This window comes from Bdellovibrio bacteriovorus (assembly GCF_025558485.1).
Taxonomy (GTDB): domain Bacteria; phylum Bdellovibrionota; class Bdellovibrionia; order Bdellovibrionales; family Bdellovibrionaceae; genus Bdellovibrio; species Bdellovibrio bacteriovorus_G.
The window spans coordinates 1,521,902-1,542,026 of the sequence record NZ_CP102930.1 but is presented as its reverse complement, the minus strand read 5'-3'; the positions used below and the strand labels follow the sequence as shown (position 1 = coordinate 1,542,026).

Here is a 20,125-nt window from a genome sequence, read left to right as displayed (position 1 = left end):
TTCGCTCTGCCTGCTGCCAAACACTTAATCCCCTGTGCTACCCAACGTGGCCTGCTCAAAACGATTTTGTTCCGCCATCACCATCTGTGACAGTTCTCTTTTTAAGTTATTAAAATCCGGATCGGCAGGATTGCGTGGACGTGGGATTTCCACATGCACATCTTTTTTCACCGTGCCCGGGCGATAGCTCATCACCACAATACGGTCAGCAAGATAGATGGCCTCTTCAATACTGTGGGTGACAAAGACCACGGTCTTTTTTAAATCACTCCATATCTTTAACAGTTCGTCCTGCAAGCTCCGGCGAGTCAATGCATCCAGAGCGCCAAAGGGTTCGTCCATCAGCATGATCGGAGGGTCCAGCGCCAGAACACGCGCAATGGCCACCCGCTGTCTCATCCCACCGGACAGGTCTTTGGGAAAACGACGGCGAAAATCCGTCAGTTTCAGTGTCTTTAAAAGTTGTTGCAGCTTTTCTTCAATCTTATGGGGCTCGGCTTTTTTTATCTTTAAACCAAAGGTGATGTTTTCTTCCACCGTCATCCAGGGAAATAAAGCGTACTCTTGAAAAACCATTCCCCGATCCGGTCCCGGCTCAACAACCTCGTGCCCTCCGACGACAACACTTCCCTCTGAGGGCAAAGAAAAACCGGCAATAGCATTCAGCAAAGTGCTTTTGCCACAGCCAGAAGGTCCCAGCAAACAGACAAACTGTCCTTCAGAGATATTAAAGTCGATGTCCTTAAGTGCCACCACGTCTTGTCCGGAGCCCTTAAAAACTTTGGAAACATGTCTGATCTCGATCTGTGCCTGCTCTGCCATTATTCCAAACCTCGATGCCACCGCAGCAGATAGTTGTTCAAGCGACTGACCACCGTATCAATGGCAAGCCCCAGAAGTCCGATAGAAAACATTCCGGCGATAATTTTATCTGACCAAAAATATTCACGCGCCTCCAGAATGCGATAGCCCAGGCCATTGTTCACGGCGATCATTTCCGCAACGATCATACAGATAAAGCCTGTCCCAATACCGATACGCACGCCACTTAAGATATATGGCATGGATGCCGGAACGATGATTTTTCTAAACATCAAAAAAGATCCCGCCCCCAGATTTTTTCCAGCGCGGATATAAATGCTGTCAACAGCGCGAACACCGACAATCGTGTTCATCAAAACCGGAAAGAAGGCTCCCAACGCAATCAGAAATACCGCAGGAGGATTTCCCAGACCAAACCACAAAATGGCCAAAGGAATATAGGCAATCGGAGGAATCGGGCGAAGCACCTGAATCAACGGATTCATATAATCATAGATGTGCTTGCTGGCTCCCATCAAAAGCCCCAAGGGCAATGCCAGTCCGGCACCGATCACAAACCCCAGCAGCACCCGATAAAAACTTTCCCAGAGATCCCGCACAAGCTCACCGGAAAAATACCAAGCCAACCGACTTCCCTGTGTCGGGTCGTAAGCCTCCAGAGGCATCAGGTACTGATACCACTTTATCAGCACAGCAGAAGGAGCCGGCAACACCTGCGGATTCACCCACCCGGCACGCACCACAGCCTCCCAGACAATGATAACAATGGCCGGGACCCAGACACCTTTCAGCTGCGACAACAGGCTTTTTCTGACCGCCATCTATTTGACTCCCAAAGCCGTCTTGGCTTCGGCCAATAAATCCAGCTTCACCCAGTCCGCAGCTTTTGGTGGCTTCTGCATTCTTCCCACTCCGTACTTTTGCATAAAGTCCGTAGTGATTTGAATATGCTCCACCGTCAGATCGTAAGTGTACGGAGAATTACCAATGGCATCTTTAAAATCCTGGGAGGTGATTTGATTTTTGAACATTTTAGAGATCACATACTTTTCCGCGACCTCTGGCTTTTCGATAAACGTCTTGGTCGCCTCGACAAAGCACTTCATAAAACGCTCTGCCACCGGGCGTTTGGTGTTATACATTTTTTCTGTCATCACCAACGTACGAATCGGTTCTCCCATCGGAGTGTCATAAGGTTTTAACAGCTCCATCCCAAAGCCCTTGTTAATCGCCTGCGAAGCCTGAGGCTCACTTTGCGCCATCGCATCGATATTCTTCGCCTGCAGGGCCTGATTCAGGTCCGCAAAGGCCATATAGACGATGCGCACATCTTTCCCCGGCTGATCCGACCAGGTCAGGTTGTTCTTGGCCAGTTCTGCAAGCAAAAGAAGCTCTTGTGCTCCACCGCGCGCAACCCCGACCTTGCGGCCTTTAAAATCTTTGACGGACTTAATGGGTAAATCCGGGCGAATCACAATGCGGGCGCCACCTTCGGCAAATCCTGCCACGGCATAGATGGGCACTCCTCCCGAGCGCCCGGCAATAGCGGCATCTGCGGCACTGGCAGCCACATCGATTTCCCCGGCAATAATGGCCGGCATGATATCAATGCCTTTGGCAAAAACCCGTTCCGTGACTTTCAGATTGTATTTTCCGCAGAACTCGCTCATGTAGCTGATCGCACCATAGTGAGCGAATTTTAGATTCCCAACCCGTACAACATCGGGCTTCTGGGCATAAGCATGAAAATGAAAGAATGAAATAAGAAGAATCGAACCTGCGAGCTTGGCCGCTTTCATAAAGTCCTCCTGAAACGAAAGAAATCTCTATGAAAATATCGTCAAACTATTGGCAGATGATGGCAAGACGAAGACAGGGCTTTGTGTCTTTACACAGACTCAGCTGGAAATCGGGCAAAAAAAAGGCCTCTCGACATAACATCAAGAGGCCCGGCAATGACTTCTAATTAGATCCAAAGACTGCGAACGCCGCGCTCTTTGGCCACTTGTTCTGCCAGCTCGTAGCCCGCATCCAAGTGTCTGAAGACACCCATTGCCGGGTCAGCGGTCAGAACTCGCTCTAAACGACGAGCCGCTTTTTCAGTTCCGTCCGCCACGATCACTTGCCCTGCGTGCTGACTGTAACCCATGCCAACACCACCACCGTGGTGCAAGCTGACCCAGGTGGCTCCGCAAGCGGTGTTCACCATGGCATTTAACAAGGCCCAGTCACTGACAGCATCAGAGCCGTCTTTCATCGCTTCGGTTTCACGATTTGGACTTGCAACAGATCCGCAATCCAAGTGGTCACGACCAATCACGATCGGTGCTTTCACTTTGCCTTCAGCAACCAGTTTATTAAATAACAATCCTGCTTTCGCACGCTCGCCATATTCCAACCAGCAAATACGAGCTGGCAGACCTTGGAACGCAATACGTTCTTCAGCCATATCCAACCAACGCAGAAGATCTTTTTTGTGCGGGAACAATTCGCGAAGCGCATCGTCGGTCACTTTGATGTCGTTAGGATCACCCGACAAAGCCACCCAACGGAAGGGGCCTGAGCCTTTGCAGAACAAAGGACGGATGAACGCTGGAACAAATCCCGGATAATCGAAAGCATTTTCAACACCGGCTTCCTGCGCACGCGCGCGCAGGTTGTTACCGTAGTCAAACGTCACAGCACCGCGATCTTTCATGGTCAGCATGCCACGAACGTGTTTGGCCATAGAATCATAAGCGGCTTTCAAATAAGCCTTTTGATCTTTTTCACGGAAGGTTTTTGCTGTTTCCACAGTGTAGCCTTCTGGGATGTAGCCTACCAAAGGATCATGCGCAGATGTTTGATCTGTCAAAAGATCCGGAGTGAAGTTTTTCTCGATCAACTGATGAATGACAGTGGCCATGTTGCCTTGAAGTGCGATGGACTTCGCTTCACCTGCGGCCGTGTATTTCTTAATACGCGCCAAAGCATCGTCAAGGTCTGTGGCCACTTCATCGATGTATTTGGTTTCAAGACGTTTTTGAATACGAGTTGGATCAATTTCTACAGCCAGAACACAAGCGCCGGCGAAAACACCCGCCAGAGGCTGGGCTCCACCCATACCGCCCAAGCCTGCGGTCAGAATCACTCGACCTGTCAGGTTGCCATTGAAGTACTGGCGACCGGCTTCAACGAAGGACTCGTAAGTCCCCTGAATAATCCCTTGAGTCCCAATGTAAATCCAAGAACCCGCCGTCATCTGACCGTACATCATCAGACCTTTTTTATCGAGTTCGTTGAAGTGCTCCCACGTCGCCCACTTAGGCACAAGGTTGGAGTTCGCCAAAAGAACGCGAGGCGCATCCTCGTGAGTTTTCAAAATACCGATCGGCTTACCGGATTGAACCAGCAGGGTTTCATCGTTTTCAAGTTCTTTCAAAGCTTCCAGAATCTTGTCGAAAGATTCCCAGTTACGGGCCGCTTTACCGATACCACCATATACAACCAGATTTTCCGGATGTTCTGCAATCACCGGATCCAGATTGTTTTGAATCATGCGGTAAGCCGCTTCCTGCAACCATCCCTTACAAACCATCTTATTCCCAGTAGGAGCTTTCACAACACGAGACATAAATCCTCCAAAAGGTACCTGCCGGGTCACCCTCCACAGGAGAGCCCGCCCCGGTTTTCCCGAAGCAGTGCGACAGGTCTGAGTTAATTATTCAATTACCATTCCAGTTCGCCGACAGCTTGTTCGACGACTTTCATCAGTTCTCCAGAAACCATCATGGCTTTGATCGCCTCAACGTCCTTAGAGAAAATGCGGTCTTCTTTTGCAAACGGCACAGTCTTGCGAATGTGCTCATGCGCAGCCTTCACGGCCGCAGATGGCTTCAACGGAGCCAGCAAATCCAAGGCTTGAGTTGCAGACAACAATTCCATTGCCACCACGTTTTCTGCGTTTCTCAGGATCTGTGCGAACTTTCTTGCCGCAATTGTTCCCATGGAAACGTGATCTTCTTTTTCTGCTGACGTCGGGATGGAATCCACGCTCGCCGGATGGGCCAAAACTTTATTTTCACTGACCAAAGACGCGGCTGCCACCTGCACGATCATGTGACCGGAATTCAAGCCCCCGTTCGGAGTCAGGAACGGCGGAAGCTCACTCATCTGCGTAGAGATCATTTTGGAAATACGGCATTCACTGATACTTGCCTGGGAAGACAGCGCAATCCCCGCAAAGTCCATCGCGTGCGCCACTGGCATCCCGTGGAAGTTACCGCAAGAAAGAACCTTGTTTGCATCTGCAAACACCAGCGGGTTGTCCGTGGAAGAGTTCGCTTCAGTTTCCAAAACTTTGACAGCATATCTCAAAGCATCTTTGGCTGCGCCGTGAACCGCTGGCATACAACGCAAAGAATACGCATCCTGAACGCGCGGATCATTCACCGCGTGGCTTTCAGCGATCGGGCTGGTTTCGCCCATAAGTTTAATCAAGTTACGACCGGTCTTGCCTTCACCAGCGTGAGGGCGGCTGGCTTGAATCAACGGATCAAATGGTTTTCTGGAACCACGCAAGCCTTCCAAAGACATCGCACCTGCAAGATCAGCCAACCACAACAGGCGGCGGTTTTCCCACAAGGACAACAGACCAATGGACGTCATCACCTGACAACCGTTGATCATGGAAAGACCCTCTTTCGCTTTCAGCTCTAGTGCAGTGATGCCCTTTTGTTTTAACAACTCGGTCACGTGCACGATTTTACCGTCAGCGCCCCACGCTTCGCCTTCACCGATGATGGTCAATGCCAGGTGAGAAAGCGGAGCCAAGTCCCCGGATGCACCTACAGAGCCCTGAGAAGGCACTACCGGGATGATGTCGTTATTCAGGAACTCAAGAATTTTTTCTACCACCAACGGACGAATACCGCTGTGGCCTTTAGCCAAAGCATTCGCACGCAGAACCATCATCGCGCGGGTTTCTGTTTTCGTGAACGGCGCACCGATACCCATGGAATGGGAACGAATCAGATTTCTTTGCAGCTGTTCAATTTCAGCATCAGAAATACGCACGGATGAAAAAGCACCAAAACCAGTGTTCACACCGTACATCACTTCACCACTGGCAATACGACCCTCGATATAGTCGCGGGACTTTTGCATGTTGGCTCTTCCGGAAGCGGAAAGTTCTGCCTTGATCGAAGGGTTGTGGGCAATCTGATATAGGTTTTCAAGTGTGATATTCTCACCAGTAATCTGCATAGTAGGCCTCTCTAAAAGAAGCCGCATCCTAGCCCAAAACCCCCACCCCAATCAAAGAAACGCGCCAAGAAAGGTGCCTGGTGACTTTTTCTAGCAACAGCGCAGCATTACGGATGACGCGCTGTAGGTGTAAAAAGTCACCAGGCACCTTTTCGGAAGGGCTTTTAAATGGCAAAAGCCATTCTGGGGTTAGCAGAATGGCTTTTTTTGACTTAAATTCTTTTTGGAAATTAGAATTCCAGAGGAAGGGACACAGACAAAACGTAGCTTTCATTTTGAGCGTCTGTAGTCAGGCTGTTGCCGTCGAACTCATCCCATGTGTCTTTGATGTACTCAAGGTTCAAGGACACAAATGGCAAACCAGTAAAGCCCACACCCAGTTTCATGTTTTTACCAGTCAGTTTGCCGGAATCCAATTTCAGGTCATTTGTGAAACCAACACCCAGCCATGCTCTTAGCAAGATTGGGAAGTCGATACCCACAACACCTGACAACGTCGTACGCTTTGCATCTTCTTTAGGAGTAGAGTCAGGATCAACCTCACCACTTACACCCATTGTGTAGTCTGCGCCTACCCAAAGCATCAGCGGAGTTTTATAAGCCAAGCGCAAACCCAATTGAGAGCCTGTCAACTTACCATCTGGATCTGTTGTTTTACCAAATTCATAACCAAGGTAGGGTTCAACCAAAACGTCTGCGTGAGAAACGCTCCCGAATCCCAGAACAACTGCCAACACTACTAAGAGCTTTTTCATAAAGTCTTCTCCTTTTGTAACCCAAAAATATTTTGGACTCCCCTAAAATTCTGAGAGGAGTCCGCCCCAGGGTCAATGACGCAAAGACCAAACCATCCCCCTCTGGCCCTTAAGCTGGCAGGACTTTTACACAGGGGTTTTTCATGTACAAAGATGACAAGGAATACTACGCCTCCCTTCCTCGCAAACGTATTGGAGTAGGAGCCCTGATATTCTACAAAAGAATGCTGTTAATCGTTCAACCTGGATATAGTTCCAGCTGGATTCTGCCTGGGGGCACCGTGGAATACGAGGAGTCCCCATTAGAAGCCCTGATCCGCGAAGTGCAGGACGAGTTAAAGCTCAAGATCGTTCCCAAAAACCTGATCGCCGTCGATTATGTCGCCAACACCGACGTTAAAGGCGAATACCTGCAACTGCTTTTTTCAACTGAGGATTTAACAGAAGAACAAGCCCAATCCATCGAGGCCAAATTCTACGAGGTCAAAAACTACCGCTTTCTGGATTTTGACGATGCCCTGTCACTGCTTGCCCCCAACATCGCCCGGCGTCTGCAAAGCCTGCAAAACCACCCCAACGAAATCCTGTATCTGGAAAACGGAAAACAAAACCCCATCGCCCTGCTAAATCTTTAGGCGTTTTTAAGAGTAGAGATGGCGGAACGATAGTCTTTGCCAAAGACGTAGCTGCCAGCGACGAAGACGTCGGCTTCGCGGCAGATTTTTGCGGTTTCGGCGTTGATGCCGCCGTCCACTTCGATCAGACAATTCAAATTTTTGGACGAGATTTCTTCGCGCAAGCGCGTGATTTTTGGAACCTGATCATGCATGAAAGATTGACCGCCAAAGCCCGGCTCTACAGTCATGACCAGCACCAGATCACACAAGGGCAGCAGTGGTAAAACTTGTTCCACCGGAGTGCGCGGTCGCAATGTAATCCCCGCCTTTGCACCCAGCTCGCGGATCTTGCGCAAAGTTCCTGCAGCGTCTTTTGTTGATTCTATATGAATGGTCAAATAATCACTGCCCGCTTTGACGAAGTCCTCAACATAGCGTTCAGGTTCTTCGATCATCAGATGCACATCCAGCGGCAAGGAAGAAACCTTCTTCAAAGATTTCACCACCGGAATCCCAATCGTGATATTCGGAACAAAACGTCCGTCCATCACATCGACATGCACCCAGTCCGCCCCGGCTTCTGTAATGGCTTTGATCTCTTTTTCAAGATTCGCAAAATCCGCCGACAAAATAGAGGGCGCAACGAGTTTAGACACCGAGCTTGTCTCCGACTTTTAATGGATGCCCTTTCAGGAAGTCCTGCACCAACATGCGATTGCGGGATTCAGGCTGAACCTCATAGAGTTTCAAAATACCATCCCCCGTCGCCACGCTGATATGATCCTCATGAACTGACGTAATTGTCCCCGGGGCCACCGTCGTAACGCCGGAAACAGGAACCACCTTATGCAGCTTCAATTTCTTCCCCTGCAACAAAGTATAAGTGCCCGGCCCATAAACAAAGCCACGCACCTTACCGTCAATCGCCTTGGCTGAAGTGCCCCAGTCCACCTGGGATTCCTGCTTTTCAATTTTCTTTGCCACAGTCACTTGCGATTCATCCTGCGGAGTCGGCGCCAGATTTCCGCGCACATAATCCATCAGTTCCACCTGCAAAAGCTCCGCACCCAAACGAGCCAGCTCGTCATGCAGTTCCAGTGCATTCATTTCAGGAGTGATTTTCACACGACGAATGCCAATGATGTCACCCGCATCCAGCTTGCGCACCATTTTCTGCAAAGTCACACCGGATTCCACATCACCCGCTTCAATCGCACGTTGAATCGGAGCCGCCCCACGCCAACGTGGTAAAACAGAACCATGCACATTCACACAGCCAAAACGGAAAGAGTCCAAAAACTCTTGCGTCAGGATCTGACCGAACGCCACCACAACGGCGACCTCAGCCCCCCAGGTTTTAATTTCTTGAAGCATCAATGGATTGGCTTTTAAAGATTCCGGCGCCAGCACCTTCAGACCGTGGGCCTGAGCCAAAGCCTTCACCGGACTTGGCGTCAATTGCAACTTACGACCCGCAGGACGATCCGGCTGAGTCACAACACCGACGATCTCAAAGTGCTCATCAGAAAGAAGAGCTTTCAGTGAGGTCACCGCAAATTCAGGCGTCCCTAGAAAACAGACTCGGACCTTGCTCACACTTCACACTTTTCTTCGTCAACAGCTGCTTCAGCCTGCGCGTCCCCGGACGCTCCGGCACTGCCGGCCTCCGCCGCTTTTTCTTTAACTGGGTAGCCGTACTTTTTGATTTGGTTTTTGATTTTGTTGCCTTTAACGAAGCTCAGATGGTCGATGAACAAAGTTCCCTCCAAATGATCCAGTTCGTGCTGCATGCAGATCGCAAGCAAACCGTCCGTCTTTACGATAAATTCTTTCCCGGTCGCATCGAAAGCTTTCATTTCAATGTATTCAAAACGCTGAACCGTTTCGTAGTAACCCGGAATGGACAAGCAACCTTCGTCGAAAGTGGTTTTGCCTTCGCCTTTAACGATTTCAGGGTTGATCAAAACCAGCGGTTGTTTCACAGCCGCTTCAAGCTCTGTCATTTCTTCGTATTTATAACGGCGGCCCTTTTCATCTTTAGGGCGTGTGTCGATAACCACCATGCGCTTCAGCTCACCCACTTGAGGGGCCGCCAAGCCGATACCATTGGCGTGGTACATGGTTTCAATCATATCCTCTGCCAGTTTGGCGATATCAGGGCCAAAGGCCTCTACCGGTTGCGAAACTTCACGCAACTTCGGGTCAGGGAATGTGAGGATTTTCATGATCATAGGAACCTCCGGGAGGCCCCCATTATATCAGCGTTTCAGCTTTTTGAGAAGAACGAAGGCCACAACCAACATAACTATGTTGGGGGCCCAAGCCGCTGCCACCGGAGGTAGCGTCCCGTGCTGCCCCAGGGTGATCCCGGACGAATAAAACACGTAATAGGCAAAGACCAGGGCCAGACAGATCCCGACATTCAGCATGGTCCCGCCGGAACGAGCCCGCCCCACGCTGAAAGGCAGCCCCAGTAAACACATCACCAGCCCGGCAAAGGCGAAGCTGATTTTAGAGTGGTAATTCACCTCGTAAGCGATGGTATCCAGCCCCGCCGCACGGTTTTTATTGATGAAAAGATCCAGCTCTTTTTGTGACATCATGTCTGCGGTTTGACCGGCACTTTGCAGGTCCTTAGAGTCTTCCGCCATCACAATATTTTTGGTTTTAAACGGACTGGTCAAAGGGAAGCTTGAGTCCTTGCTAAATACCGTCACTGTCCCCTGTTCCAGCAGCCACTGCGCCCCTTGAATTTTCACCACAGCGGCGGTGATCATCTGAACCAGATCCCAGTCATCGCTAAAGAAGTACATGGTCAACCCCTGAGCCCCGTCCCCAGTGGCATTCAGGGTTTTGATATTGAAAATCGAATTTTTCGAGCGATACCAGATACGATCCGTGCGGATGGTTGAAAAGCGATTCGGTTCTTTCTTAAGGTCATGGTAAAGGATGTAGTTCTTCTTCACCGTCGCCCGCGGCAGCACCCGGTCTGAAACCGCATACCCGACGGCCGATATCGCAACCACCAACGCCAGCATAGGTACCGTGATACGGATCAAACTCATCCCGCTGGCGAATAACGCAACGAGTTCATTGGCTTTATTCAAGCTGCTTAATGTCAGAATTACGCCCAACAAACAGGCAACTGGAAGCAGTTGCTGGATGATACCCGGAAAAGAATACAGGTAATAATTCACCAAAGCCGACGGAGCAACATCCTTGTAATTGACCATCGTTCCCATCGCATCCACAGCCGTAAAGAGCGTCAGAAACACCAAGAGGCCACCGACGAAGTAACCTAGAAAAAGCCCTGCTGTGTATCTATCGATTCTGTTCACGGTAACCCTCTTAAACTATCTGCTTCAGCTTGCGCGCCTTCCGGCGCTCCAGCTCTGCCGGCGGCCGCCGATAAACCTTGACTGGAGGCGGAAATCCTATTTTACTTTGCTTATGGCTTTACGCGTCTTGCTTGCAGATGAGAGTTCCACAATCAAAAAAGTAATGCAACTGGCATTGTCTGACTTCGGGGTTGAAGTTAAATCCGTCCCTGTTGGTCTTGACGTATTGCAAGTGGCTAAGACCTTTAAGCCTGACATCGTATTTGCCGATGTGCTTCTGACCAAAAGATCCGGTTACGAAGTCTGCGCCGATTTGAAAAATGATGCCGAAACAACTCACCTGCCCGTCGTTTTGATGTGGAGTGGGTTTATGGAAATCGACGAAGTCAAAGCCGCCGAATGCCGGGCGGACCGTCGTTTGGAAAAACCGTTTGATGCGGATCATTTGCGCACGATTGTTTCTGATTTGGTTCAAAAAACCAAATCCAACCCTGTCAGCAGCTTCCTGACTTTCCCGGAAATGCCGGAATTCGAGGAAACTCCTGCTGAAAATGAGGCTCCGGCCCAGGAACAAGCCGCTTATACTTTGCCTGAAGAAAAATCCGACAGCTTCCTGAATATCCCGGAAATTGACGCTGACGAAGCCAATCTTCTGGAGGTTTCCGGCGAAGAGTTCTCAGCCGTGCCTTTGACTTCCCCGAAAGGTGAAGATGAACACGACGAGGGCGGCTGGGCCCATCAGGATCTGACCAAATTCAAAATCCAAATCCCTGAAGTTGAAAGTGCCGACTTCGCATCTAAGTTTGTTATTCCTCAGGATGACGAGCTTTCCGGCGCTCACATTGAGATGGACGGCGACTTCGAGGAAATCAGCTTTGTGAAGCCTTCCCCGGAAGTGACAAAAACCAAAGCTCCGACAGCCGAATCCTTTATTTCCAACGTGGAAAAGTCCGTCAAAGATCAAATGATGGAAACACTTAAAAAAGGTGCAACAAAAGTCACATCCACTGGGGCGGCCCCGCAGGCTGCTTCTAATGCTAAGCCCAATACACAATCCAAGGTGGACTTAGACCCCAATATGATGGAAAAGGTTATCCGTGAGGAAGCTCGCGAAGTGATCGAATCCATTTGCTGGAAAGTCCTTCCTGAGATCGCTGAGCGCATCGTGCGCGAAGAAATCAAAAAGATCCTCCGCGAAACTGAAAAGTCCATCTAAAGCGGTCAGCTACAGATCATAAAACTGACCGCCATTTGTGAGGTCACGCTTATGACATTGCTGGAGCTCATCCGCGCCGCTATCAAAGAAGACATGCCTAATGGCGATGTCACCACTGAATCTCTTGCCTTAAAACCCCGCATGGGACGCGCCCGCCTGAAAGCCAAGGAAGACATCGTTCTTTCCGGCGCGATGGCGTTTGAACAATCCATGCAGGCGCTGGAGCCCACCTGTCGCATCAAATGGCATTTCGAGGAAGGCGATGAGGTTCTAAAAAACCAAATCCTTTGCACCATCGAAGGGGATCTGGTGCAGGTGCTGAAGGCAGAGCGCGTGGCTTTGAATTTCCTGGGTCACTTGTCCGGTATTGCAACTCACACTCGTCGCTTTGTTAAAAAGATCGAAGGCACTAAAACCAAGATTCTTGACACCCGTAAAACCACCCCCGCTTTCCGTGATCTGGAAAAGCGTGCCGTTGTCCATGGTGGTGGTGTGAATCACCGAATGAATCTGAGCACGGCGATTCTGATCAAGGATAATCATATCTCTGTCATGGGTGGCATCACCAATGCTATCAATCGCATCCGTGAGCACAGCAATCTTCCGGTCGAGGTGGAAGCCTCCAATCTGGAAGGCGTGAAAGAGGCCGTGTCCATGAACGTGCAAAGAATTCTTTTGGACAACATGGATAACGACACTTTGAAAAAAGCTCTGGAAATCATCCCTGCTGAAATCGAAACCGAAGCCAGCGGCAATATGAATCTGGATCGCGTGGCTTCTGTGGCTGCGTTGGGTGTGAATTACATTTCCGTGGGCGCGCTGACTCACTCTGCACCGTGTGCGGATGTCAGCCTCGTCTTCCAGTGGGAGGACTAATGGCAGACACTCCTGTTTCTGATATTCGCATTGGTTATGTGACTTCACAGTGGGCGGAAAGCAATCACCTGTATGTTTCCTATCAAAAGGAAATGACCAGCACGAATGCTTTGGCCAAAGAAGAAGCCTTCGCCGAAAACCTGATGGAAGAATCTTTGTGCCTTTATGTGACCGACCACCAAACCGCCGGTCGCGGTCGCGGCAAAAACACCTGGGTTGATTCTCGTCCTGGCAGTGCGTTGCTAAGCTCCTGGACTTATCTTCTGGGGACGAAGCCACAACCGACAACTTCATGCCTGATTGGACTTGCCGTTTATCGTGCGTGTTCCACCACCTGGCCTTTCCTGCCGTGGAACCTGAAAGCGCCGAATGACATTTACATTGGCAGCAAAAAAGTCGCGGGCATTCTTTTGGAAAATGTTGCCCAAGGTGACGAGGTTCGCTTGATTATCGGACTGGGCCTGAATGTCACGGCTTCCCCGGAAGAAGTGGAAACATCCACGAGCATTATTGAATCCCTGCCGATGGGTGCGCCTTTGCTGGGCCAGGACTACATGGGCTTCCTGGATCGCCTGCTGTTTGAGCTGACTGATGCTGTTTCACATTCCGATGAAGAGCTCAGCCCGACAGATCAACTGTCTTTGCTGACAGCTCTGAACCAACATCCATTGCTAAAAGAAAAATACACTGGAATGAAAGCCGATGGCAGTTTGCTAATTGGTGACAAAGAAATCAACTGGTCCACATTGTAGGTGTTGCTATGGCTTTGACGTTCACTCCTTTTCCAGATTTGGGTAACAGCTGTCCGGACTTCACACTTCCGGCAGTTGATGGAAAGACTTATTCCCTGACTGACTTTGCCAAAGGGAATCCTTTGGTGGTGATGTTTATCTGCAACCACTGCCCGTATGTGCAGGCGATCGAAGACCGTCTGATCCAACTGGGGGCCGACCTGAAAAAGCAAAATGTATCCGTAGTGGCCATTTGTTCCAACGATGAGTTCAGCCATCCCGAGGATTCATTTGCAAATCTGAAAAAACGTGCCGAGGAAAATGGATACACCTTTACCTATCTGCACGACAAAACCCAGGACGTGGCCAAAAAGTTTGGTGCCGTCTGCACGCCGGATTACTTTGTGTATGACAAGAATCACAAGCTGGCTTATCGCGGACGTCTGGACGATTCCTGGAAAGATGCAGACAAAGTCACCAAGCGCGAGCTTTATGAGGCCGTTCAAGTGTTGTTAAAAGACGAAAAAGTTTCTGAAGATCAAACAGCCTCCATGGGCTGCTCTATCAAGTGGGTTTAAGACAATGAAATATGTTTTGGTATTTGTTCTGGTGACGATGATTTCTTTTGGTTTGTTTCTGGCAAACTATCTGGGCGCTTTCCGTGGCGTGGAAATTTCAGAAGTGACTCAAGGTCCGTTCAAAACAGTTTTTGTTGAACATGTCGGCCCTTACCACAAAGTGAACAAGCAGTTGGAACGCATTGAAAAGTACATGAAATCCCAAGGCATCACTTGCGGCCGCACCTTTGGGGAATACCTGGACAACCCTCGCGAAGTGGAAGAAGCACGTCTGCGCTCTAAAGTGGGTTGCATCCTTGAAGGCGAGCCACCACAACTGACTGAAGGTCTGCAAGTTGGCGAAATCCCGCAACGCAAATATGTGATGGCGGTCTTTACGGGATCGCCGGGCATTGGGCCTTTGAAAGTTTATCCTAAAGTGAACGACTTCATGTTAAAAGCACACCTAAAACAAACTGGTGCGGTGATTGAGATTTACGAAATCCACTCCATCACTGAGAAAAACGCCATGACCACAACTTATCTGTTCCCGGTTCAATAAATATGAAAACGGTGCTGCTGGCTTCTTTGATTCTGGGGGCGGGCCTTATGGCCTCGGCCCAGCCCTGCCCGACAGCTTGTGGCAGCGAGGCTTTAAAGAAAGACAAGATCCCCTTGTCCAAAGTGATTTCGGAACCGGCCTGCCTAAAGCGTGCGGCCGACGAAAGCAACGAAGATCTGGCCAAACAGCACAAACTGACTGATTTTGAAATTCTGGCCCGTTTGGTTTTCGCTGAAGGTATTTCCACCAACCTTGAAAAGTGCGACAAGTATGGGGCCTCTCTGTTTGAGAGTCTGGCTTGGGGCGTGGAAAATCGTGTGGCTCTGGCGAAGGCCAGTCCTGCTTACGCTAAAATGTTTGGAAGTGGCATTCAGGGCGTGATCTTTAAAAAAGCTCAGTTCAATCCGGCCGTGTCAAAAAAATCCTCCTATTCAAAGCTGTTTTTGTGTCCAACTGAACATCCCGAATGGAAGAAGTATTGGGCCTATTCTACCCAGGCCGCCGACAAGGTCATGCAAGATCCCAAACAGAATCCCTTCCTGAAGGCCGGTCCTCAGAAACATGGTGTTTCAGCTGTAACTCATTTTTATTACCCGCACAGTTCGCAGGCCACCCAGCCGCCAGTGGCATGGGCTGATCTATCCAAGAGCGCTGCCAAGAAAGCCTATGTAAAGGCGGTGTCCATCGACGGACACGCATACAGCAACGAGTGCGTGCAGTTTTTCTCTTACTAACCCACGCACTCTTACTTAAGAACTAATTGATTTCGTATTCTGCTGTGACTTCCACACGAACTTTGATTTGGCCGGAAGAAAGCTCTGTCTGTGCCGCATCTGCCGCCATGGTTTTCAAACCGAAGTTTCTGAAAACTGGTTGTGGCGGGTTATAACCGGAAGTCCCGTGACTGATCTTGGAAACGCCTTTGATTTTAACCCCGGCTGCTTTGGCAATTTCATCGGCTTTGGTGCGAGTCACACGAACCGCATCCCCCAATGCCGCCGTTTCTGCCACAGAACGCTTGTCAGAATCCCATGCCAAAGAGTTCACGTTCACACCTGAATCTGCGGTCTTTTTATCTGACACCAAAGCATCCAGGAAGGTCCCGGCATCCTCGACCTTACGCAAGGTTACGGACAAACTTTGCGTCACACGGAAACCGACCAGCTTATTCTGACGAAGCTTTTGGTCGTATTCGTACTCCGGATTCAAGGAATAGTTATCCGTCTGAATATCCTCTTTTTTAATCTTGAAATCATCCAGGGCCTTTTTGACCTGCTTAAACTGATTTGCCGCCAGTTGCTGAGCCTGTTTGGCCGTGTTGGCCTTACTCCAAACCTCGACGTTCATATGAACCAAGTTCGGGTCCAATCCTTTTTCAGCGGCACCACTTACCACGATAAAACGGTCTTCGGCGTGTGCGCTCACTCCGGTCATCAATGCCACTGCCAAAAGGCTGGCTCCTAGAACTTTCTTCATGCAATACCCCTTTCCTTGGGCCTATACCTAAGAGCATAAATCAGACTTTATGGAAGGCAAAGGGCAAGAACTCTTAGTGCGGTATCCCAACCAGACGCAGTGATTCTTGTATTGCACTCTGACAGAATTTATCCGGATAATAAGGCCTCATAATTAAGGAGTTCCCCCATGAAAAAGATGATTCTGATCGGTGCTGCCGTGGCAATGATGCTGTCTGGTTGCGCGACAACTAAAGAAAACCCTAACACAGCCAAAGGTGCTGGTATCGGTGCCGCGATTGGTGCTGTGGCTGGCGCGGTGATCGGTCACCAAACCGGCAAGCGCAACGAAGGCGCATTGATCGGTGCCGCTTTGGGTGCTGGTATTGGTGGTGTTGTTGGTAACCGCCTGGACAAACAACAAAAAGAACTGGCAAAAATTGCTGAAACAAAAAGAACCGAACAAGGTCTGATCACCAAGCTAAAAAGCGACATCCTGTTCGACTCTGGCAAAGCTGATTTGAAGCCAGCCGCACAAACCAACATCAGTCAGTTGGCTGCTATCATGAAGAAATACCCTGAAAATGTGCTGACTGTAAAAGGTTACACTGACGACACAGGTTCTGCGATGGTGAACAACCCGCTTTCTGAAATGCGTGCAAAATCCGTCAGCGCTCAGTTGATCGCGGCGGGCGTGCCGGCACAAACTGTAACTTCTGTTGGAATGGGCGCTGCAAATCCAGTGGACCCTGCAAAAACCAAAGAAGCTCGCGCAAAAAATCGTCGTGTGGAAATCGAAATCACAGTGGACGAATCCAAAGTTCCTAAGTCCTAGTATTCAGGATACCGAAAAAGAAAAAGGGTGAGACTTCCATCTCACCCTTTTTTGTTTGTTTTGCTTAAACTCTTTATCTTTTCAAAAGACTCTTAGCCAAATCCAGGAAGCGTGCTTCTGTCACTTCCGGCGGCCAGGGAATGATCGGGAAATCAAACGGTTCATCCTCTGAAATATTCCAGGACTTCAAATCTTTCGTGATCAGGTCACGAACTTCAGTGGCCAGCAAACGACGATCAATCTGTTTCACCACTTTTGGCAGCGGGTATTCCAGATTAAAGCGTTTGGAAATCGCCCAGTGAATACGGGACTCAATAATTTCAAAATCCGGCAATAGGGCTTTTACCGGGGACACCAGATCACCGATGTAAGCTTCCGTCGCATCATGGAAAAGCATGTGCAAGGCGATTTCCTTGGTCGGAGACACTTCCGCCCCGATGCAAGAATGCTGACCCACGCTATAGAAGAATCTGGTGTGACCATTGAAACGCGCCTGACGAGCCAATGCGCAGGCAATATCTTCAATCATCACCGCATCCGGCTCCGGCTTCAAAATACTGAAGCGGTTTCCAGACAGGGTCACAACCCAGGATTTCTCGATAATTTCTTCGCGATTCAACTTTTCTGGCAGCGTGGGGATTTCAAAATTCATGGAAGGTGCTTACCTTATGGCCCCAGCAGTTGCATGAACTTTCTCGTGACCAAAAGCGTTAGATGTAGAAATTGCCGGAACAATAAAAGGACGAAACACCTCTTCTTACACGCCCTTAACTTGAGCAAACCCGGTGTCTTGCCACAAAGTGCCGCCATCTCTTTGCGCAAAGAAGAAAACATTTAAACCCCATTTAGGAGAACCTTGAAATGAAACAGTTCCTATCCCTTGTTATTGGCCTTCTGACCGCAGCCCCTGCTTTTGCTGGCGTTAACGCCTCCTCTTCCTGGGAAGAGATCATGCGCGATAAATACGCGATTGTGAAAGCCCCTACCGTTTATATGGGCCGCTCTATCGACTACACATTCGTGTGTCAGGACGGCGACCGCCTGCGCACCATGAAGCCAGTGGACACCACTGTCAGCAGAACCCGTGGCGACCGTGAAGAAATCATCGTGATCGACCGCGACTACCTGTGGACTCCGATCAACTATCGTCATGAGGTGGACAACTGTGACTGGAGAGGCGAGCGCCGCATTTGCAAGACCGAGATTGTTACGGGCTCCTACCCATTGACTGTGAACATCCCGGTTTACCGCCGCATTTCCAACAGAAATGTCGAACGTTACGAACTGCTATTTAGAAAATCTTACACAGTCCCAACTTGTGAAAACGTGACTGTCGATTAAGGACTCTCATTTCCCTTTCAACAAGAGGGGTTCCATGAACTCCTCTTGTGTCTTTATGAGGGGAATTTTATTAAGACGCCATGCAAAGACGTGACTTCCTTAAAACAGGTATTTCTCTAGCGGCAATCTCTTCCCTTCCAGCCTCCGGCCTTGCAAAAGGTTCGGAATGGGTGAATTCCAACATGCCAGATGACTGGCCTGTGGCACGCCTGAAAGACTCTGAAAATAACAGCATCGACTTTAACGGTGATGATATCAATCGCCCGCACGATGCCTTCTGGAATATCGACGGCTATATCGCCAAAAAAGGCGGCGAACCTTCCAGCATCTCAGAAGATCTCGATGTGGTTGTTGTCGGCGCCGGGGTGGCGGGTCTTTCCACCGCTTACTATCTTCGCGACAAAAAAATTGCCGTTCTGGAAATGGACTTCCGTTTGGGAGGAAACTCCAAAGGGGAAGCTTACAAAAACGCGATGTATTCCACCGGAGCTGCTTATTTCGTTGAACCCGATCAACAGGCCCCACTGGGCCAGTTGCTGACAGAGCTGGGGGTTTGGGATCACGCCCGTCGTGAGTCCTCGGATCACACCACGGTTCTTTACAATAATAAATTCACCTCCCCATTCTGGAAAGGTGCCACCGACAAGGCAGCATCCGAGCAGTTTAAAAAAATCTTCACACGTCTGACTGAGATTGGTGCTGAAGCTGATTTCGACTATAATGGCGAACTGGCTCGCACCGTGGATCATCTGACTTTTGAAGAATGGTTGAAAAAAGAATTCGGAGATGTGCATCCTCACCTGCTGGAATACTTCCAACTTTATGGCTGGAGTTCTTTCTGCGGTTCCACCGATGAACTGTCTGCGTATCAATATCTGGGCTTTATCTGTGCGGAAACCGGCAGCCTGATGGCTTACCCGGGCGGCAATGCCTACGTCGCGCACAAAATGGCTCAGGCCATCCGCAAATCTGCGGGAACCAAATCCCTGCGTGCGGGGGCGATTGTTTTACGTGTGACGACAGAAGGTGATTCTGCTGTTGTTCTTTACGAAGATGCGATGGGGAATCTTAAAAAGATCCGCGCGAAAAAAGTTGTGATGGCCTGCCAGAAATTCGTGGCCAGACGCCTGATCCCGGAAATGCCAAAAGAACAGTTCGATGCCCTCGGGCAACTGATGTATCGCGCGTATCTGGTGGGTAATATCATCACCAAAAAGCCGTTCCAAAGCCCAAGCTATGAATTGTACTGCCTGCGTGGCCAAGTGCCACCATCTCCAACACCAATGAGACGCGGGGACCGCAGCTTTACGGATATCTGTTATGGCACCTGGGCCCAACAGGAACAGGTCGATCACAGTGTTCTGACCTTGTATCATGGTATTCCTTATGATGGGGCCCGCCAGTTCCTGTTCAATCCGGCATCGCATGACAAATACAAAAACAAATATCTGACGGATGTAGAGCCTATTCTGAAAACAATGAATTTGGGGCTGGATGATATTCATGGCATTCGCCTGACTCGCTGGGGCCATGCTTTGCCTTTGTCTCAGGCTGGTTTGATTCAAAAAGGCATCCCGCAAAGAGCTTCCACGAATATCAACAACGTGATTCATTTTGCCAATCAGGACAACTGGGCGAATCCGTGTTTTGAAACGGCTCACCACTGTGCACTGGAAGCCGTGCACAGCATTTTGAACGATTAAGTTCATTACATCAGGATCTGGTGGCAATCCGCTGCCAGATCCTTCTATACAGCTCCCGGCAAAGCGCGTAAGCT

Annotated in this window: 22 protein-coding genes; 10 read left to right on the top strand and 12 right to left on the bottom strand. The window is 49.7% G+C overall.

What is annotated here, in order from left to right; all coding sequences use genetic code 11:
* Positions 1 to 24: 24 nt before the first annotated feature.
* The 6 genes from EZJ49_RS07765 to EZJ49_RS07740 all read right to left on the bottom strand — a co-directional run bounded on the left by EZJ49_RS07765 (position 25) and on the right by EZJ49_RS07740 (position 6,821).
* Positions 25 to 822 carry an ABC transporter ATP-binding protein gene (locus EZJ49_RS07765; RefSeq protein WP_262555708.1) on the bottom strand — a complete coding sequence of 266 codons (798 nt, stop codon included), beginning with the start codon at positions 820 to 822 and terminating at the stop codon, positions 25 to 27.
* Positions 822 to 1,643, bottom strand: coding sequence for an ABC transporter permease (locus EZJ49_RS07760; RefSeq protein ID WP_262555706.1), 822 nt, complete (start codon positions 1,641 to 1,643; stop codon positions 822 to 824). The genes EZJ49_RS07765 and EZJ49_RS07760 overlap by 1 nt, the downstream gene beginning before the upstream one ends.
* On the bottom strand, positions 1,644 to 2,621 hold the full coding sequence (locus EZJ49_RS07755) for an ABC transporter substrate-binding protein (protein WP_262555704.1): 978 nt from the start codon (positions 2,619 to 2,621) through the stop codon (positions 1,644 to 1,646).
* Between the two features lie 167 nt (positions 2,622 to 2,788).
* The gene (gene hutU, locus EZJ49_RS07750; protein ID WP_262555702.1) at positions 2,789 to 4,435 is read right to left on the bottom strand and encodes a urocanate hydratase; all 1,647 of its coding nucleotides are present in this window, start codon (positions 4,433 to 4,435) and stop codon (positions 2,789 to 2,791) included.
* Positions 4,436 to 4,530: 95 nt separating this feature from the next.
* Positions 4,531 to 6,066, bottom strand: a complete 1,536-nt coding sequence (gene hutH / locus EZJ49_RS07745) for a histidine ammonia-lyase (protein ID WP_262555700.1) — start codon at positions 6,064 to 6,066, stop codon at positions 4,531 to 4,533.
* Positions 6,067 to 6,296: 230 nt separating this feature from the next.
* Positions 6,297 to 6,821: a hypothetical protein gene (locus EZJ49_RS07740; RefSeq protein WP_262555698.1), complete on the bottom strand. Its 525-nt coding sequence runs from the start codon at positions 6,819 to 6,821 to the stop codon at positions 6,297 to 6,299.
* Between the two features lie 143 nt (positions 6,822 to 6,964).
* Here EZJ49_RS07740 and EZJ49_RS07735 point away from each other — a divergent pair, with 143 nt between their 5' ends.
* Positions 6,965 to 7,456, top strand: a complete 492-nt coding sequence (locus EZJ49_RS07735; RefSeq protein WP_262555696.1) for an NUDIX domain-containing protein — start codon at positions 6,965 to 6,967, stop codon at positions 7,454 to 7,456.
* On the opposite strand, the gene rpe is transcribed toward EZJ49_RS07735, so the two are convergent.
* Genes rpe through lptG form a run of 4 tightly spaced genes read right to left on the bottom strand, consistent with a single transcriptional unit; the run spans position 7,453 to position 10,776 of the window.
* Positions 7,453 to 8,094 (bottom strand): ribulose-phosphate 3-epimerase, encoded by a 642-nt coding sequence (rpe, locus tag EZJ49_RS07730; protein WP_262555695.1) that lies wholly within the window; start codon positions 8,092 to 8,094, stop codon positions 7,453 to 7,455. The genes EZJ49_RS07735 and rpe overlap by 4 nt on opposite strands.
* A complete protein-coding gene (gene fmt, locus EZJ49_RS07725; RefSeq protein ID WP_262555693.1) occupies positions 8,087 to 9,034 on the bottom strand; it encodes a methionyl-tRNA formyltransferase in 948 nt (315 codons plus the stop codon). The genes rpe and fmt overlap by 8 nt, the downstream gene beginning before the upstream one ends.
* On the bottom strand, positions 9,031 to 9,669 hold the full coding sequence (gene def, locus EZJ49_RS07720) for a peptide deformylase (protein ID WP_262555692.1): 639 nt from the start codon (positions 9,667 to 9,669) through the stop codon (positions 9,031 to 9,033). The genes fmt and def overlap by 4 nt, the downstream gene beginning before the upstream one ends.
* Positions 9,670 to 9,696: 27 nt before the next feature.
* Complete coding sequence (gene lptG / locus EZJ49_RS07715) at positions 9,697 to 10,776, bottom strand: LPS export ABC transporter permease LptG (protein ID WP_262555690.1); 1,080 nt, start codon at positions 10,774 to 10,776, stop codon at positions 9,697 to 9,699.
* A 112-nt stretch (positions 10,777 to 10,888) separates the two neighbouring features.
* Here lptG and EZJ49_RS07710 point away from each other — a divergent pair, with 112 nt between their 5' ends.
* The 6 genes from EZJ49_RS07710 to EZJ49_RS07685 are packed head-to-tail and all read left to right on the top strand — an operon-like array spanning position 10,889 to position 15,452.
* Positions 10,889 to 11,992 (top strand): PleD family two-component system response regulator, encoded by a 1,104-nt coding sequence (locus EZJ49_RS07710; RefSeq protein ID WP_262555688.1) that lies wholly within the window; start codon positions 10,889 to 10,891, stop codon positions 11,990 to 11,992.
* A 51-nt stretch (positions 11,993 to 12,043) separates the two neighbouring features.
* Positions 12,044 to 12,868 (top strand): carboxylating nicotinate-nucleotide diphosphorylase, encoded by an 825-nt coding sequence (gene nadC / locus EZJ49_RS07705; RefSeq protein ID WP_262555685.1) that lies wholly within the window; start codon positions 12,044 to 12,046, stop codon positions 12,866 to 12,868.
* A complete protein-coding gene (locus EZJ49_RS07700; protein WP_262555683.1) occupies positions 12,868 to 13,620 on the top strand; it encodes a biotin--[acetyl-CoA-carboxylase] ligase in 753 nt (250 codons plus the stop codon). The genes nadC and EZJ49_RS07700 overlap by 1 nt, the downstream gene beginning before the upstream one ends.
* A gap of 8 nt (positions 13,621 to 13,628) precedes the next feature.
* Entirely contained in the window at positions 13,629 to 14,177 is a 549-nt protein-coding gene (locus tag EZJ49_RS07695; protein ID WP_262555681.1) for a thioredoxin family protein, read from the top strand.
* 4 nt (positions 14,178 to 14,181) lie between these two features.
* Positions 14,182 to 14,718, top strand: a complete 537-nt coding sequence (locus EZJ49_RS07690; protein WP_262555679.1) for a GyrI-like domain-containing protein — start codon at positions 14,182 to 14,184, stop codon at positions 14,716 to 14,718.
* 2 nt (positions 14,719 to 14,720) lie between these two features.
* Entirely contained in the window at positions 14,721 to 15,452 is a 732-nt protein-coding gene (locus EZJ49_RS07685; protein WP_262555677.1) for a cell wall hydrolase, read from the top strand.
* 22 nt (positions 15,453 to 15,474) lie between these two features.
* Here the strand turns inward: EZJ49_RS07685 and EZJ49_RS07680 are convergent, their stop codons facing one another.
* On the bottom strand, positions 15,475 to 16,194 hold the full coding sequence (locus EZJ49_RS07680) for an SIMPL domain-containing protein (RefSeq protein WP_262555676.1): 720 nt from the start codon (positions 16,192 to 16,194) through the stop codon (positions 15,475 to 15,477).
* 168 nt (positions 16,195 to 16,362) lie between these two features.
* On the opposite strand from EZJ49_RS07680, the gene EZJ49_RS07675 reads away from it, so the two are divergent.
* The gene (locus EZJ49_RS07675) at positions 16,363 to 17,007 is read left to right on the top strand and encodes an OmpA family protein (RefSeq protein WP_262555674.1); all 645 of its coding nucleotides are present in this window, start codon (positions 16,363 to 16,365) and stop codon (positions 17,005 to 17,007) included.
* Between the two features lie 73 nt (positions 17,008 to 17,080).
* On the opposite strand, the gene EZJ49_RS07670 is transcribed toward EZJ49_RS07675, so the two are convergent.
* Positions 17,081 to 17,659, bottom strand: coding sequence for an HD family phosphohydrolase (locus tag EZJ49_RS07670; RefSeq protein ID WP_262555672.1), 579 nt, complete (start codon positions 17,657 to 17,659; stop codon positions 17,081 to 17,083).
* A 209-nt stretch (positions 17,660 to 17,868) separates the two neighbouring features.
* Here EZJ49_RS07670 and EZJ49_RS07665 point away from each other — a divergent pair, with 209 nt between their 5' ends.
* Positions 17,869 to 18,348 carry a hypothetical protein gene (locus EZJ49_RS07665; RefSeq protein WP_262555670.1) on the top strand — a complete coding sequence of 160 codons (480 nt, stop codon included), beginning with the start codon at positions 17,869 to 17,871 and terminating at the stop codon, positions 18,346 to 18,348.
* A gap of 80 nt (positions 18,349 to 18,428) precedes the next feature.
* Entirely contained in the window at positions 18,429 to 20,051 is a 1,623-nt protein-coding gene (locus EZJ49_RS07660) for an FAD-dependent oxidoreductase (protein WP_262555668.1), read from the top strand.
* Positions 20,052 to 20,125: the final 74 nt, after the last annotated feature.